Genomic DNA, 14,947 nt, shown 5'->3' on the forward strand with positions numbered 1-14,947 from the left:
CTTAATTATTGTTATCGTGGATCTCTTTCCAAATTTTCCCGCACTGTGCGTCATAAGCCTGGCCGTTGCCGCTATGAACCGCCTGAATGCAGTTCTGATAATCCATCACCCGCACCGTTTCCTGCTCGGCAAACTGCTGATGCTGCTTCTCTTGTTTCAATACGTTCAGCACGGCCTTACAGGGCTGTAGCCTTTCTGGCGACCCTTCGGCAGTGTTAATACAGGCACTGTAGGCCTGTTTCAATTTGGCGTCTTCCGGCGGTGCAGCTGGCTGTACACACGCACTCAGCGCGACAGTTGCGGCCAACATCAACATGATTTTTTTCATCGTGTTATTCCCGTTAAGTGTCCCCGGCGCTGCCGCCGGGAATATACCCGTCATCTTTCAAGCCGCAGCGTTGTTATCGGCACTCGCTTACCCGTTACCCTAGGGGACGAATATATTCGTCCCGATGAATACGGGCGCTGCATGCAGCGCCCCTACCTTGCCAGGGGATGAGCCAGCTGGCCGCCTAGCCGTAACTTGAAGGCCATAGGCTATGTTTTAGAAAATGGTGAATGGTGCGATAACCATGAACTTGACGTCTTTCTCGTCCTGGAAGATGTTGCCGTAGCCGCCACCCCAGCTTGGGATGTTGGTGTGGTTGTCATATTGGGTGTAGTGCAGTTTCAGCAGGGTGCCTTTGGCACGACCGTCCTGAATGGTGTACATCGCGTCCAGGCTCCAGGCGCTTTCTTTCAAACGCTGGCTCTGATCGTACATTGGGTTGGTACTCGGCTTCGCATCCCAGGCATAAACATAAGAACCGCCAACCGCCATCCCCGGCAGGTTCCAGTTACTCAGGTCATACATCACGCCGGCGTAAACCGCTTTTTCACCGTTGGCGTTGAAGTCAGAACGGTTATCCCACCACACGTCGAGACGCCCGTTGGACGAAGCGTAAGTTGGAGTCATACGCTGCAGGAAGTAACCCTGATTGCCTTCGGCCTTGACCATGGTGCCTTCCAGGCGCCAATTAAACTGCCCTGTGGTGTAGCCAAAAGTCAGCGCCTGCAACCAGGCTAACCCGTCATAGATGCTATTAGGATCATTCTTGTCGCTAATACGGTCTTCCGTACCGTAGAACTGATAGCTGGTCGTCAACGGGTTGCCTACCAGATCGAATTTATAAGAGGCTTTGGTGAAGTACTGGTTTACATAGCCCTGGGCCTGACCGAATGCCGCTTCCAGTACAAAGTCGTTTTTAAAGTCATACTTCGCACCAAGCGAATGAAGGTAGGAGACGCCCGTTTTTTTATCGTTCTGGCGGAAGTCGTCCATTTCGATATGCCATGGCGCTTTGTATTTATTGGTCCACATGTAGGAGAAACTCAATGCCCCTGCATCACCGTAGTCAAATTTGGCACCGGCCTCAGCCCCTTGATAGGTGCCCGGCATAAAGCTCCAGTGTGGCGCCAGCAACGTTTGGCCGGTTGGCTGGATATAACCGGCACGTGCCCAGACGGGGCCATACTTGAATTTACCTGCAGCTTTATACAGGCTGATACCGCCTTTATCGCCGCTGTAATCTTCATCATAGGTACGGTTTTTGGAAGAGAACGCAATTTCGTTCGGGTGGCCGCTGGCACTGGACTCAGCGAGCTCAATGGCGGTAAAGGCGCCTACGTCCAGACCAAACATGTCCCAGGCATAGCCCGAAGCGAAATCCAGGCTCAGGTTGGCCGTCGAATGTGACAGGTTAGTGGTGTATTTATTGTAATCGTCACTGGTCGGATTGAGATCTTTACGGTCGCGTTCACGTTGCCAGTAATACACACCGCCGGTCATCGTGGAATCATCGACAAACCCTGCGGCTTTCGCCTCAGGGGCCATGGCAAACCCTGTTCCCAACAGCGCACCCGCTACTGCGAGCGCCAGCGTTTTACGCTGAGCACCGTGCGTACCCATAATGAAATTCCTCTTTGACTTAACTTTAAAAGTTGCAGCCGCCCGTGTTCACCACTGCCCTGCACGACTGCTAATAAAAAACCCAACCGGGTAAAAAATAATGCTGGCAGAGCTCAAACCCCACAGCACTTATTGCTACAGCTAGACTATTTTTCGCGACGCGAATTATCAAATGAATTATGAGAGAGATTTGTCAAAGTATGACAAAGAGCACATATCGATGAGATTTTGTTACGTAGCTATGCAAAGAGGCTGTCGAATAAAAAATTCAATTAAATCAGAATAAAAAAGGATACCAGGTCAACCAGAGACGATTAATGGTTTCAGCTTAATCAAAAAAGTCAGTCAGGAGAAAAAATGTGAGAGCGCTCTCTAAATGACATTAATTCGCATCGCGAATATATAAGGCAATGTTATATTACTAATGATTTTTATCAAGAAATTACTGATATGCCGGGCAGATAAATAAGATTGAGAAAATAAAACGCCCTGCTGGGGCTAAGCTGCAGCGACAGGCATAAAAAAAGCGCAACTCAAGTTGCGCTTTTCGCGTTAATACCGCTTCAGAACTCAGGCGTCAATTTTAGCCCAGGTATCACGCAGGCCAACAGTACGGTTGAACACCAGGTGCTCGGCCGAAGAGTCGCGGTTGTCAGCACAGAAATAACCTTCACGCTCGAACTGATAGGCTTCTTCAGGCTGTGCTGCTGCCAGGCTTGGCTCTACGAAGCCACGCTTGATAACCAACGACTCAGGGTTGATCGTGGTCAGGAAGTCCTCTGCTGCAGCTGGATTCGGCACATTGAACAAACGATCGTACAGGCGGATTTCAGCTGGCAATGCGTGCTCAACGGAAACCCAGTGGATCACACCTTTCACCTTGCGGCCATCGGCAGGATCCTTGCTCAACGTATCGGGGTCATAGCTGCAGAAGATGGTGGTAATCTCACCCTCAGCGTCTTTCTCAACGCGTTCCGCCTTGATCACGTATGCATTACGCAGACGCACTTCTTTACCCAGTACCAGACGCTTGTACTGTTTGTTGGCTTCTTCACGGAAGTCAGCGCGATCAATATAAATCTCACGGCTGAACGGCACTTCACGGCTGCCCATTTCCGGCTTATTCGGGTGGTTAGGCATCGTCACCATTTCCACACCGGTCGTCAAATTCTCGATAACGACCTTCACCGGATCCAGCACGGCCATCGCACGCGGCGCGTTCTCGTTCAGATCTTCACGAATACAGGCCTCAAGCGCCATCATTTCGACGTTGTTATCCTGCTTGGTCACGCCGATACGCTGGCAGAACTCGCGAATTGATGCGGCAGTATAGCCACGGCGACGCAGGCCAGAAACGGTCGGCATACGCGGGTCATCCCAGCCTTCAACGATATTCTCGGTCACCAACTGGTTCAGCTTGCGCTTTGACATGATGGCGTACTCAAGATTCAGCCGCGAGAACTCGTATTGACGCGGATGACAAGGGATGGTGATGTTATCCAGCACCCAGTCATACAGACGGCGGTTGTCCTGGAACTCCAGCGTACACAGTGAATGGGTGATCCCTTCCAGCGCATCAGAAATGCAGTGGGTGAAATCGTACATCGGATAGATGCACCATTTGTTGCCAGTCTGGTGATGCTCAGCAAATTTGATACGGTACAGCACGGGATCGCGCATCACGATAAACGAGGATGCCATATCAATTTTAGCACGCAGGCAAGCGGCACCTTCGGCGAACTCGCCGTTGCGCATTTTCTCAAACAGCGCCAGGTTCTCTTCTATGCTGCGGTCACGGTATGGGCTGTCTTTACCCGGCGCGGTCAGGCTACCGCGATATTCACGGATCTGTTCAGGCGACAGTTCATCGACATAAGCCAAGCCTTTACCGATCAGTTCCACCGCATAATGGTGCAGTTGATCGAAGTAATCTGAGGAGTAACGGACGTTACCGCTCCACTCAAAGCCCAACCACTCTACATCGTGTTTGATCGACTCAACGAACTCGATGTCTTCTTTTACCGGGTTAGTATCATCGAAACGCAGGTTGCACTGGCCTTGATAATCTTGGGCGATGCCAAAGTTCAGGCAGATGGATTTAGCATGGCCAATATGCAGATAGCCATTTGGCTCTGGTGGGAAACGGGTATGAACAGACGCGTGTTTCCCTGACGCCAGATCTTCATCAATGATCTGACGGATAAAATTGGTTGGGCGGGCTTCAGCCTCACTCATTTCACTATTCCTCAATGCAAAGCGCTACACATAACCGCCTATGTTCCAACAAGCCACGCCCGGAAACAACCGTTTGTTTCACGAAAAATGCGGAGCATTGCACCACAATGGATCGCTGCCCCCCTTTCTGTGGCCTCTTCTTTCTTCGCCACCCATAAAAAAACGGGAAGAGATTGCTCTCTTCCCGCCAAAGGTAGGGTGCCTTCCGTCATGACTCGTTAAACACCCCGGGCACTACTCAGGTAAAACAGTTTATTTTTGGATCTCAAACAGCTTGGTCTGGCCAGCCACGACAGAGCCGGTTGCCAGCGCCGTCAGACCTGCGTAATCGTCAGAGTTACTGACCACGACAGGACTGATCATCGAACGGGCATTGGCGTTCAGGAATTCCAGATCCAATTCAAGGATTGGCTGACCGGCTTTCACCTCAGCACCCTCTTCAACCAGACGTTTGAAGCCTTGACCGTTCAGTGCAACGGTGTCGATACCCATGTGCACCACAATCTCCGCACCTTTGTCTGTTTCCAGACAGAATGCATGATTGGTGTTGAAGATTTTCACGATGGTGCCGTCAGCCGGTGCCACTACGGTTTTGTCGGTCGGGCGAATCGCTACGCCGTCGCCTACGGCTTTGCTGGCAAAGGCTTCATCAGGAACCTGATCCAACGCCACCACGTCACCTGTTACCGGCGCCACCAGCGACTCAAAGGCCACTTTAGGTGCATTAGGCACAGCCTGTGATTTTGCGACATTCACACCGGCAGCCGGTGCGACTTCTGCCGCAGGAACCGGGCCGGTAGCGATGACTGCACGCATACCATCAGCAATGGCTTCAGCTTTAGAGCCCACGATAACCTGAACGGTTTGCTTGTTCAGTTTCACGACGCCTGAAGCCCCCAGGCGCTTACAGCTTGCATCGAGTACTTTTGAAGAATCTTTAACGGTCAGACGTAAACGGGTGATACAGGCATCAATGCCGGTCAGGTTGTCAGACCCCCCGATGGCACCAATGTAGCTGCGAGACAGTGCGCGCAGGCCTTCATCCGTGTTGCTGTTGGCTTCAGGAGCGACGACATCGTCAGACGCATCTTCACGCCCAGGGGTTTTCAAGTTGAACGCACGGATAATGATAGAGAACAGGACGAAGTACACCGCGAAGGCAACCAGACCCATCACAATCAGCATCCAGACGTTCTTACTGGCTGCTGGCAGGTTGTACATCAACACGTAGTCGATCGCGCCGGCAGAGAAGGAGAACCCGGCATGGATGCCCAGCAAGGTAGCAACAAACAGGCTGATGCCGGTCAAAATAGCGTGGACTAAATACAGCAGCGGAGCCAGGAACATGAACAGGAATTCAAGTGGCTCGGTCACACCGGTCAGGAATGCGGTCAGAGCAACGGACAGCAGCATACCGCCGACCATTGGGCGACGCTCTTTAGGTGCCGCGAAATACATGGCCAATGCCGCACCCGGCAGACCAAACATCATGATTGGGAAGAAGCCGGACATGAACATCCCGGCGGTGCCGTCACCCGCGTAGAAGCGGTTGATGTCGCCGTGGAAGATAGTGCCTGCGGCATTGGTGAATTCACCAATCTGGAACCAGGCGATGGTGTTCAATACCTGATGCAAACCGGTTGGGATCAGCAGACGGTTAACGAAACCGAAGATACCGGAACCGATCGCGCCCATGGAAACAATCCATTCACCGCCTGCGTGGATAGCATTTTGAACCGGTGGCCAAATATAACCAAAGATGGCTGCAAGGATTAAACAGAAAAAGCCGGTAGCGATTGGGACGAAACGCTTACCGCCGAAGAAGGAAAGGAACTCTGGCAGTTTGATGCCGGACCAGCGGTTATAGACAGCACCACCCACCAGGCCGGTAATGATACCTGCCAACACACCCATGTTGATTGCTGGGTTAATGGTGACCATCGCCTTGGTCAGGATGAAGTAACCCACCGCGCCCGCCAGTGCAGCTGAGCCGGCATTGTCTTTCGACCAGGTTGCCGCCACACCGATAGCAAAGATCAACGCCAGGTTATCGAAGATTGATCCACCGGCCTGTGCGATGAACGAAATATTGAGTAAATCAGGCTGGCCGAAGCGTAGCAAAAGCGCCGCAACGGGCAGTACTGCGATTGGCAGTTGCAACGACCTGCCCAATCTTTGGAAAAAGCCGAGTATGTTCACCTTAATATTCCCCCTAATGCCCTTTTATGGGCTTTATCATATTTTACGCAAGCGCCATCACACACTGCGATTAACTCTGGACGAGCGACAACAAGTGGAGTGTAAAAAAATTATTTCGTATCGCAAATTAAAACCTCCTTTTTTGTGATTTATATCACCAAAAAGCAGTCTTTACCTGCCACATTGCTAGCCATCACACAAAACTTATTTTATCATTAAAAAAATCATCAAGCCTGACGCTTCACGCGAGAATCATAAAGCTGGGTTACGCTTAGGACTCTTGCACAGGCTCGAACCAGTATAGCTTTAGTTTACTTACCCCAAGAGGTGTTAGATGAGACTTATCCCACTGAAAGATACTGCACAAGTCGGCAAATGGGCCGCCCGCCATATCGTCCAGCGCATCAACGCATTCAAGCCTACTGCGGAGCGTCCGTTTGTGCTCGGCCTGCCAACCGGCGGTACTCCGCTGGAAGCGTACAAACATCTGATTGCGATGCACAAAGCAGGTGAAGTAAGCTTTAAGCATGTGGTGACTTTCAACATGGATGAATACGTTGGCCTGCCGCAGGAACACCCGGAGAGCTATCATACCTTCATGTACCGTAATTTCTTTGATCACGTTGATATCCCAAGTGAAAATATCAACTTGCTGAATGGTAATGCACCGGATGTTGACGCCGAGTGCCGCCAGTACGAAGCAAAAATCAAATCCTACGGCAAAATCAATCTGTTCATGGGCGGCGTCGGCATTGACGGTCATATCGCGTTTAACGAGCCGGCTTCATCTCTGGCATCACGTACTCGCATCAAAACGCTGACTGAAGATACCCGTATCGCCAACTCCCGCTTCTTCGGCGGCGATGTCAGCCTGGTACCGAAGTTTGCACTGACCGTGGGTGTCGGTACGCTGCTCGACGCAGAAGAAGTGATGATTCTGGTGACCGGCCATGCCAAGGCACAAGCTCTGGAAGCCGCTGTGGAAGGCAATATCAACCATATGTGGACCATCAGTTGCCTGCAATTGCATGCCAAAGCGGTTGTGGTGTGCGATGAGCCATCCACCATGGAACTGAAAGTCAAAACCGTTAAATATTTCCGCGAATTAGAAGCGGAAAGCGTTAAGAGTCTTTAATTCTTGCAGGGGGCTACGATGTTCGCTTTAACCCACGGCCGTATTTTCACCGGCCACGACGTACTTGACGACCACGCAGTTATTATCGCTGATGGGCTGATTGAACGAGTCTGCCCGCTGGCTGAGCTGCCGGCCGGCATTGAAACGCGCGATCTGGGTGGCGCTATCCTGGCCCCCGGTTTGATTGACGTGCAGCTTAACGGCTGCGGCGGTGTGCAATTTAACGACTCGCTGGACGCCATTTCGGAAGAGACGCTGGAAATCATGCAGCGTGCCAACGAAAAATCCGGCTGCACCAGCTATCTACCAACGCTGATCACCAGCAGCGACGAATTTATGAAGCACAGCATCGATGTGATGCGCGCTTATCTGAAAAAACACCCGAATCAGGCACTTGGCCTGCATCTGGAAGGGCCGTACCTTAGCCCGCTGAAAAAAGGCACCCACAACCCCGCGTTCATCCGCAAGCCGACCAGCGAGATGATCGACTATCTGTGTGCTAACGCCGATGTGATCACCAAGGTCACGCTGGCGCCGGAAATGGTAGAACCGCACTTTATCAAGCAGCTGACCGCAGCCGGCATTGTCGTGTCCGCCGGTCACTCGAATGCGACGTACGAACAGGCCCGCACCGGATTTGCTGCCGGTATCACTTTCGCCACTCACCTGTATAACGCCATGCCGTATATTACCGGGCGTGAACCGGGGCTGATGGGGGCGATCTTCGACACGCCAGAAGTCTATACCGGCATTATCGCCGACGGTCATCATGTCGCTTGGGCGAGTATCCGTAACGCCAAACGCATGAAAGGTGATAAATTGGTGCTGGTCACCGACGCCACCGCCCCGGCGGGGGCCGATATTGACCAATTTATTTTCGCCGGTAAAACAATATACTATCGCGATGGGCTGTGCGTGGACGAAAACGGCACCCTGAGCGGCTCCGCGCTGACCATGATCGACGCCTTGAAGAACAGCGTTGAACACGTCGGTATCGCGTTGGACGAAGCGCTGCGTATGGCAACGCTGTATCCAGCGCGTGCTATCGGCGTGGATCACCGTTTAGGCACGATCGAAGCCGGTAAGGTGGCGAACCTGACCGCATTTACCCGTGATTTTAAGATCACCAAAACGCTCGTTAACGGTAACGAGGTTTAACTAACATATGTACCCAAAATAATTCGAGTCGCAGGTAGGCGGCAACTGAACGAACCTCAATGAGCATACGCGGGTATGTGATTTGAGTGAGTAAAGGCAGCCCCCCTGTAACTTGAAGTATGAAGGGTAGACAGAGAGTAAAATTATTGATGAGTACTGGCGGACAAGCACAGATAGGGAATGTTGACTTAGTCAAGCAACTCAACGGCGCGGCGGTTTACCGTCTGATCGACCAACAAGGTCCGATCTCGCGCATTCAAATAGCCGAACTGAGCCAGCTAGCGCCCGCCAGCGTCACTAAAATTACTCGCCAGTTGTTGGAGCGCGGGCTGATCAAAGAAGTCGATCAGCAAGCCTCTACCGGCGGCCGCCGCGCCATTTCCATTGTCTCCGAAACCCGGCATTTCCATACCGTGGCTGTACGCCTGGGTCGTCACGATGCCACCATCACGCTGTACGACATGAGCGGTAAATCGCTCGGTGAAGAACACTATCCACTGCCGGAGCGTACCCAGGAGACACTGGAAAATGCGCTGTTCACTGCCATTTCACAGTTTATCGAAAGCTATCAACGCAAGCTGCGCGAGTTAATCGCCATTGCCGTCATCCTGCCTGGCCTGGTTGACCCTGCGCTAGGCGTGGTGCGCTATATGCCGCACATCAGCGTCAATAACTGGGCGCTGGTCGACAACCTACAACAACGTTTTAATGTCACCAGCTTTGTCGGCCATGACATTCGTAGTCTGGCATTAGCTGAGCATTACTTTGGTGCCACCCGCGACTGCGAAGACTCTATTTTGGTGCGTCTGCACCGGGGTACCGGTGCTGGCATTATCGTTAATGGCCAGATCTTCCTGGGCAACAACGGCAACGTCGGTGAAATTGGTCACATTCAAATCGATCCGCTGGGCGAGCGCTGCCACTGTGGTAACTTCGGTTGCCTGGAAACCGTTGCCGCCAACGCCGCGATTGAACACCGCGTTCGTCAATTGCTGACTCAGGGCTATCCAAGCAAACTGACGCTCGACGACTGTAGCATCGCCGCCATTTGCAAAGCCGCTAACCGCGGCGATCTGCTGGCCAGCGAAGTGATTGAGCACGTGGGTCGTTATCTCGGGAAAGCCGTGGCTATTGCCATCAATCTGTTTAATCCGCAGAAAGTGGTGATCGCCGGTGAAATCACCGAAGCGGAAAAAGTGCTGTTGCCGGCAATCCAAAGCTGCATCAATACTCAGGTGCTGAAGGACTTCCGCAAGAACCTGCCGGTAGTCACCTCCGAACTTAATCATCGCTCGGCAATCGGCGCTTTCGCCCTGGCCAAACGGGCGATGCTCAACGGCGTGCTATTGCAGCGATTGCTGGAAAGCTGATCCGCCGCCTCAGGCAGGTGTGCTATCTTCGCGTTTTGCCTGCCGCAAATCATGAGAAACAGCAACAATGACAATCAAAAACGTTATATGTGATATCGACGGCGTGCTGCTACATGACAACACGCCGGTTCCCGGTGCCGATCTTTTCCTGGCGCGTATTCAGGAACAGGGCATGCCGCTGGTCGTTCTGACTAACTATCCGTCACAAACCGCGCAGGATCTGGCGAACCGCTTCTCCGCCGCCGGGCTTGAAGTGCCGGAAAGCGCGTTTTATACCTCAGCCATGGCCACCGCCGATTTTCTGCGCCGCCAAGAAGGCAAAAAGGCCTACGTGGTCGGTGAAGGTGCCCTGATCCACGAACTGTATAAAGCTGGCTTCACCATTACCGATATCAATCCGGACTTTGTGATCGTCGGTGAAACTCGCTCTTATAACTGGGACATGATGCACAAAGCCGCCTACTTCGTGAACAATGGCGCCCGCTTCATTGCCACCAACCCGGACAGCCATGGCCATGGTTTTACACCGGCTTGCGGCGCACTCTGTGCCCCAATTGAAAAGATCACCGGGCGCAAACCCTTTTACGTGGGTAAGCCAAGCCCGTGGATTATCCGCGCCGCGCTGAATAAAATGCAGGGGCATTCGGAAGAAACGGTGATTGTTGGCGACAACCTACGCACCGATATCCTGGCGGGCTTCCAGGCCGGTCTGGAAACCGTCTTGGTCCTGTCTGGCGTTTCGACGCTGAACGATGTCGAAACCATGCCATTCCGCCCGAGCTACATCTTCCCTTCCGTTGCGGATATCAATATTTTCTAATGCCTAAGGTGGCCATTGCGGCCACCTTTATCTCCCCGTCAATTTGAATTAAATTTATTATTGGCAGGAAAAGGTTTCACCCCGCCCTCGTTAAAAACCCGCATTATATATTTACGCCCCGCCAATAAACCCTATTGACGGCAAGTGGAAATACTCTTACCTAAAATAACGAGGTTACTATGAGCTCCGATAATATTATCAATGCACAGGTTGCAGATGCTGCAGCCGCCATGCCGGATATGTCCAATAAAAAAATCATGATGGGCTTTTGGCATAACTGGGCAGCGGGTGCCAGCGACGGTTACCAACAGGGCCAGTTCGCTAATATGAACCTGACCGATATTCCTGCTGAATATAATGTGGTTGCCGTGGCGTTTATGAAGGGCGACGGTATCCCAACCTTCAAGCCCTACAACCTGTCCGATACCGAGTTCCGCCGCCAGGTTGGCGTTCTGAACAGCCAGGGCCGTGCGGTACTGATTTCTCTGGGCGGTGCTGACGCGCATATCGAATTGAAAACCGGCGACGAAGACCGGTTGGCTAATGAAATTATTCGTTTGGTGGAAACCTACGGTTTTGATGGCTTGGACATCGATCTGGAACAAGCCGCCATCGGCGCAGCTAATAATAAGACGGTCTTACCGGCCGCATTGAAAAAAGTAAAAACACATTATGCCGCTGAAGGTAAAAACTTTATTGTCAGCATGGCGCCAGAGTTCCCTTATTTACGTACCAACGGCACTTACCTGGATTATATTACCGCACTCGAAGGTTATTATGATTTCATTGCACCGCAATATTATAACCAGGGTGGTGACGGTATCTGGGTCGATGAAGCCAATGGCGGTAAAGGCGCCTGGATCACTCAAAATAATGACGCCATGAAAGAAGACTTTCTGTATTACCTGACGGAAAGTCTGGTTACTGGCACCCGCGGTTATACCAAAATCCCAGCGTCCAAGTTTGTTATCGGCCTGCCAACCAACAATGACGCCGCTGCTACCGGGTATGTGGTCGACAAGCAAGCTGTCTATAACGCCTTCGCGCGCCTTGATGCCAAAGGTTTGTCGATCAAAGGCCTGATGACCTGGTCGGTTAACTGGGACAACGGCAAGAGCAAGGCCGGCGTGGCCTACAACTGGGAATTCAAAACACGTTACGCCGCGCTCATTCAAGGAGGTGTAACACCACCGCCGGGAAAGCCTGAGGCACCCACGGCGTTGAACGCCAGCGCGATCACCTCAACCTCGCTTACGTTAAACTGGGCTGCGGCTAACAGCGCCAATCCGATAAGCCAATATACGGTTTACCGTAACGGTAACGCGATCGGCCAGACCGGTGGTCTGTCGCTGCAAGACAGCGGCCTGACGGCGGCGACGCAATACAGTTATTTTGTCACCGCCACCGACAACAAAGGCAACACCTCCCTGCCGAGCAGTGCACTGGCAGTGAAAACGGCAGACGGCGGCACACCGCCGGACCCTGGCGTCAATGAGTGGCAAAACAGCCACAGCTACAAGGTCGGTGATGTAGTGACCTACAAAGGAAAGAAATACACCTGCCTGCAAGCACACACCTCTAACGCCGGATGGACACCGGACGCAGCCTTCACACTCTGGCAGCTGACTGCCTGATAGTCCGCAATGAGTTGCCGGTAAAACTTTCCGGCAACTCATCTATTTGTCAAAAAAAATGCATTATCATTAATTATTGACGTCAAAAACTGAATATCCGCTAATAATCACCCTACCCCAAACAACTATTTTCTGGCACTGCGCTAAAACGCTTGCATCCCCTGTTGGTTTTGACGCATTTTCATAAACACAACGCAGCAACACCGCGCCATCATTGATGAGCCGGGACGCTGCCTATAACAGCAAAAACAACATCACAGTCTATAAAAGTCGTTAGGAGAGTCGTTATATGTGTTCTATTTTCGGTGTGCTCGATCTGAAGTCCGATCCCGTTGAACTGCGTAAAAAAGCGCTGGAGCTGTCCCGTCTGATGCGCCACCGCGGGCCGGACTGGTCCGGTGTTTACGCCAGCGATAAAGCCATTCTGGTGCATGAGCGTCTATCGATTGTCGACGTTAACAATGGCGCACAACCGTTGTACAACGCAGCACACACCCACGTTTTGGCCGTTAACGGTGAGATTTACAACCACCAGGCGCTGCGCCAACAACTGAGCGATCGCTATGCGTTCCAGACCGGCTCTGACTGTGAAGTGATCCTGGCGCTGTACCAGGAAAAAGGCACTGACTTCCTCGACGACCTGCAAGGCATGTTCGCCTTTGCACTATACGATTCAGAGAAAGACGCTTACCTGATTGGCCGTGACCATCTGGGTATTATCCCGCTGTATATGGGTCATGATGAATTCGGCAACCTGTATGTCGCCTCTGAAATGAAAGCGCTGGTGCCGGTTTGCCGCACCATTAAAGAATTCCCGGCAGGCAGCTATCTGTGGAGCCAGGACGGTGAGATCCGCGAATACTACCAGCGTGACTGGTTCGATTACGACAATGTCAAAGACAACGTGACAGACGCCAATACCCTGCGCAACGCGCTGGAGGACTCGGTGAAAAGTCACCTGATGTCTGACGTGCCTTATGGCGTGCTGTTGTCTGGCGGCCTGGACTCTTCCGTCATTTCCGCTATCACCAAAAAATACGCCGCTCGCCGAGTGGAAGATCAAGAGCGCAGCGAAGCCTGGTGGCCGCAGCTGCATTCATTTGCTGTCGGTTTGGAAGGCTCCCCAGACCTGCGCGCCGCGCAGGAAGTGGCGAACCACCTGGGCACCGTGCACCATGAGATTCATTTCACCGTGCAAGAAGGCCTGGATGCCATTCGCGACGTGATTTACCACATCGAAACCTATGACGTGACCACCATTCGTGCCTCGACCCCGATGTACCTGATGTCACGCAAGATTAAAGCGATGGGTATCAAGATGGTGCTGTCTGGCGAGGGAGCAGACGAAGTGTTCGGCGGCTACCTGTACTTCCATAAGGCGCCGGATGCCCGAGAATTCCATGACGAGACCGTACGCAAGCTGCTGGCATTACATATGTTTGACTGTGCTCGCGCGAATAAAGCAATGTCTGCCTGGGGTGTAGAAGCACGCGTGCCCTTCCTGGATAAAAAATTCCTCGACGTGGCGATGCGTATCAACCCGAAAGACAAAATGTGCGGCAATGGCAAAATGGAAAAACATATCCTGCGTGAATGTTTTGAGTCCTATCTGCCCGCCAGCGTGGCCTGGCGCCAGAAAGAGCAGTTCTCCGACGGCGTGGGCTATAGTTGGATCGACACGCTGAAAGAAGTCGCTGCCAAGCAAATTAGCGATCAACAGCTCGAAACCGCACGTTTCCGTTTCCCGTACAACACGCCAGGGTCTAAAGAAGGTTACCTGTACCGCGAAATCTTCGAGGAGCTGTTCCCTCTGCCAAGCGCAGCCGAGTGCGTGCCAGGCGGCCCCTCAGTGGCTTGCTCTTCAGCGAAAGCCATCGAATGGGATGAGTCATTCAAAAAGATGGACGATCCTTCTGGTCGTGCAGTCGGCGTTCACCAGGCTGCCTACAAATAATCGTCCGGCGTTTTATTCTTTGGGCGGGCCTTCGGGCCCGCCTTTTTGTTGATGTTTTCAACCATTAATCGGCCGAATTGATGATTTTATCGCCATACTGTTCACAACCCAGACAAACAACACATCAGGTCGCTTTTTTGGGAAAAAACTTGTTGACGCAAAACGGCCATATACGCATAATGCGCCCCGCAACGCCGATGAAGGTTGCGCGAAAAAAGATGGCTACGTAGCTCAGCTGGTTAGAGCACATCACTCATAATGATGGGGTCACAGGTTCAAATCCCGTCGTAGCCACCATCTTTTTTGCGGGAGTGGCGAAATTGGTAGACGCACTAGATTTAGGTTCTAGCGCCGCAAGGTGTGCGAGTTCAAGTCTCGCCTCCCGCACCATTTCATTCATCGAGTTGCAGGCATCTAATGGGGTATCGCCAAGCGGTAAGGCACTGGTTTTTGATACCAGCATTCCCTGGTTCGAATCCAGGTACCCCAGCCAT

General features: G+C 52.3%; 10 protein-coding genes and 3 tRNA genes. 9 read left to right on the top strand and 4 right to left on the bottom strand.

The features are described 5' to 3' along the window. Nucleotide 1: 1 nt before the first annotated feature. From chiQ to nagE, 4 genes are all read right to left on the bottom strand, one after another. Nucleotides 2-328, bottom strand: a complete 327-nt coding sequence (gene chiQ / locus AC2FC2_RS18780) for a ChiQ/YbfN family lipoprotein (RefSeq protein ID WP_209636327.1) — start codon at nucleotides 326-328, stop codon at nucleotides 2-4. Between the two features lie 216 nt (nucleotides 329-544). Beyond that, nucleotides 545-1,948 (bottom strand): chitoporin ChiP, encoded by a 1,404-nt coding sequence (gene chiP / locus AC2FC2_RS18785; RefSeq protein WP_209636329.1) that lies wholly within the window; start codon nucleotides 1,946-1,948, stop codon nucleotides 545-547. Between the two features lie 570 nt (nucleotides 1,949-2,518). Further along, nucleotides 2,519-4,183, bottom strand: coding sequence for a glutamine--tRNA ligase (gene glnS, locus AC2FC2_RS18790; protein WP_490659717.1), 1,665 nt, complete (start codon nucleotides 4,181-4,183; stop codon nucleotides 2,519-2,521). A 252-nt stretch (nucleotides 4,184-4,435) separates the two neighbouring features. After that, nucleotides 4,436-6,382: a PTS N-acetyl glucosamine transporter subunit IIABC gene (nagE, locus tag AC2FC2_RS18795; protein WP_209636332.1), complete on the bottom strand. Its 1,947-nt coding sequence runs from the start codon at nucleotides 6,380-6,382 to the stop codon at nucleotides 4,436-4,438. A 334-nt stretch (nucleotides 6,383-6,716) separates the two neighbouring features. Here nagE and nagB point away from each other — a divergent pair, with 334 nt between their 5' ends. From nagB to AC2FC2_RS18840, 9 genes are all read left to right on the top strand, one after another. Continuing rightward, nucleotides 6,717-7,517, top strand: a complete 801-nt coding sequence (nagB, locus tag AC2FC2_RS18800; RefSeq protein WP_012005664.1) for a glucosamine-6-phosphate deaminase — start codon at nucleotides 6,717-6,719, stop codon at nucleotides 7,515-7,517. Nucleotides 7,518-7,535: 18 nt separating this feature from the next. Further along, nucleotides 7,536-8,675: an N-acetylglucosamine-6-phosphate deacetylase gene (gene nagA, locus AC2FC2_RS18805; protein ID WP_209636335.1), complete on the top strand. Its 1,140-nt coding sequence runs from the start codon at nucleotides 7,536-7,538 to the stop codon at nucleotides 8,673-8,675. 149 nt (nucleotides 8,676-8,824) lie between these two features. Continuing rightward, nucleotides 8,825-10,045 carry a DNA-binding transcriptional regulator NagC gene (nagC, locus tag AC2FC2_RS18810; protein ID WP_209636337.1) on the top strand — a complete coding sequence of 407 codons (1,221 nt, stop codon included), beginning with the start codon at nucleotides 8,825-8,827 and terminating at the stop codon, nucleotides 10,043-10,045. 67 nt (nucleotides 10,046-10,112) lie between these two features. Then, nucleotides 10,113-10,865, top strand: coding sequence for an HAD-IIA family hydrolase (locus tag AC2FC2_RS18815; RefSeq protein ID WP_209636339.1), 753 nt, complete (start codon nucleotides 10,113-10,115; stop codon nucleotides 10,863-10,865). Between the two features lie 179 nt (nucleotides 10,866-11,044). Next, a complete protein-coding gene (gene chiC, locus AC2FC2_RS18820) occupies nucleotides 11,045-12,499 on the top strand; it encodes a chitinase ChiC (protein ID WP_209636340.1) in 1,455 nt (484 codons plus the stop codon). Between the two features lie 289 nt (nucleotides 12,500-12,788). Further along, entirely contained in the window at nucleotides 12,789-14,453 is a 1,665-nt protein-coding gene (asnB, locus tag AC2FC2_RS18825) for an asparagine synthase B (RefSeq protein ID WP_490659718.1), read from the top strand. A 220-nt stretch (nucleotides 14,454-14,673) separates the two neighbouring features. After that, a tRNA-Met gene (locus AC2FC2_RS18830) sits at nucleotides 14,674-14,750 on the top strand. An 8-nt stretch (nucleotides 14,751-14,758) separates the two neighbouring features. Beyond that, a tRNA-Leu gene (locus AC2FC2_RS18835) sits at nucleotides 14,759-14,843 on the top strand. 28 nt (nucleotides 14,844-14,871) lie between these two features. Further along, nucleotides 14,872-14,946 (top strand) — tRNA-Gln (locus AC2FC2_RS18840). Nucleotide 14,947 lies beyond the last annotated feature (1 nt).

Source organism: Serratia sp. CoH_122_TC_1, from assembly GCF_058191755.1.

Excerpts from the sequence above, each read along its gene's own strand:
- chiQ (WP_209636327.1), bottom strand. The coding sequence starts at position 328 with ATGAAAAAAATCATGTTGATGTTGGCCGCAACTGTCGCGCTGAGTGCG.
- nagC (WP_209636337.1), top strand. The coding sequence starts at position 8,825 with ATGAGTACTGGCGGACAAGCACAGATAGGGAATGTTGACTTAGTCAAG.
- nagA (WP_209636335.1), top strand. The coding sequence starts at position 7,536 with ATGTTCGCTTTAACCCACGGCCGTATTTTCACCGGCCACGACGTACTT.
- nagB (WP_012005664.1), top strand. The coding sequence starts at position 6,717 with ATGAGACTTATCCCACTGAAAGATACTGCACAAGTCGGCAAATGGGCC.
- chiC (WP_209636340.1), top strand. The coding sequence starts at position 11,045 with ATGAGCTCCGATAATATTATCAATGCACAGGTTGCAGATGCTGCAGCC.
- chiP (WP_209636329.1), bottom strand. The coding sequence starts at position 1,948 with ATGGGTACGCACGGTGCTCAGCGTAAAACGCTGGCGCTCGCAGTAGCG.
- asnB (WP_490659718.1), top strand. The coding sequence starts at position 12,789 with ATGTGTTCTATTTTCGGTGTGCTCGATCTGAAGTCCGATCCCGTTGAA.
- glnS (WP_490659717.1), bottom strand. The coding sequence starts at position 4,183 with ATGAGTGAGGCTGAAGCCCGCCCAACCAATTTTATCCGTCAGATCATT.
- AC2FC2_RS18815 (WP_209636339.1), top strand. The coding sequence starts at position 10,113 with ATGACAATCAAAAACGTTATATGTGATATCGACGGCGTGCTGCTACAT.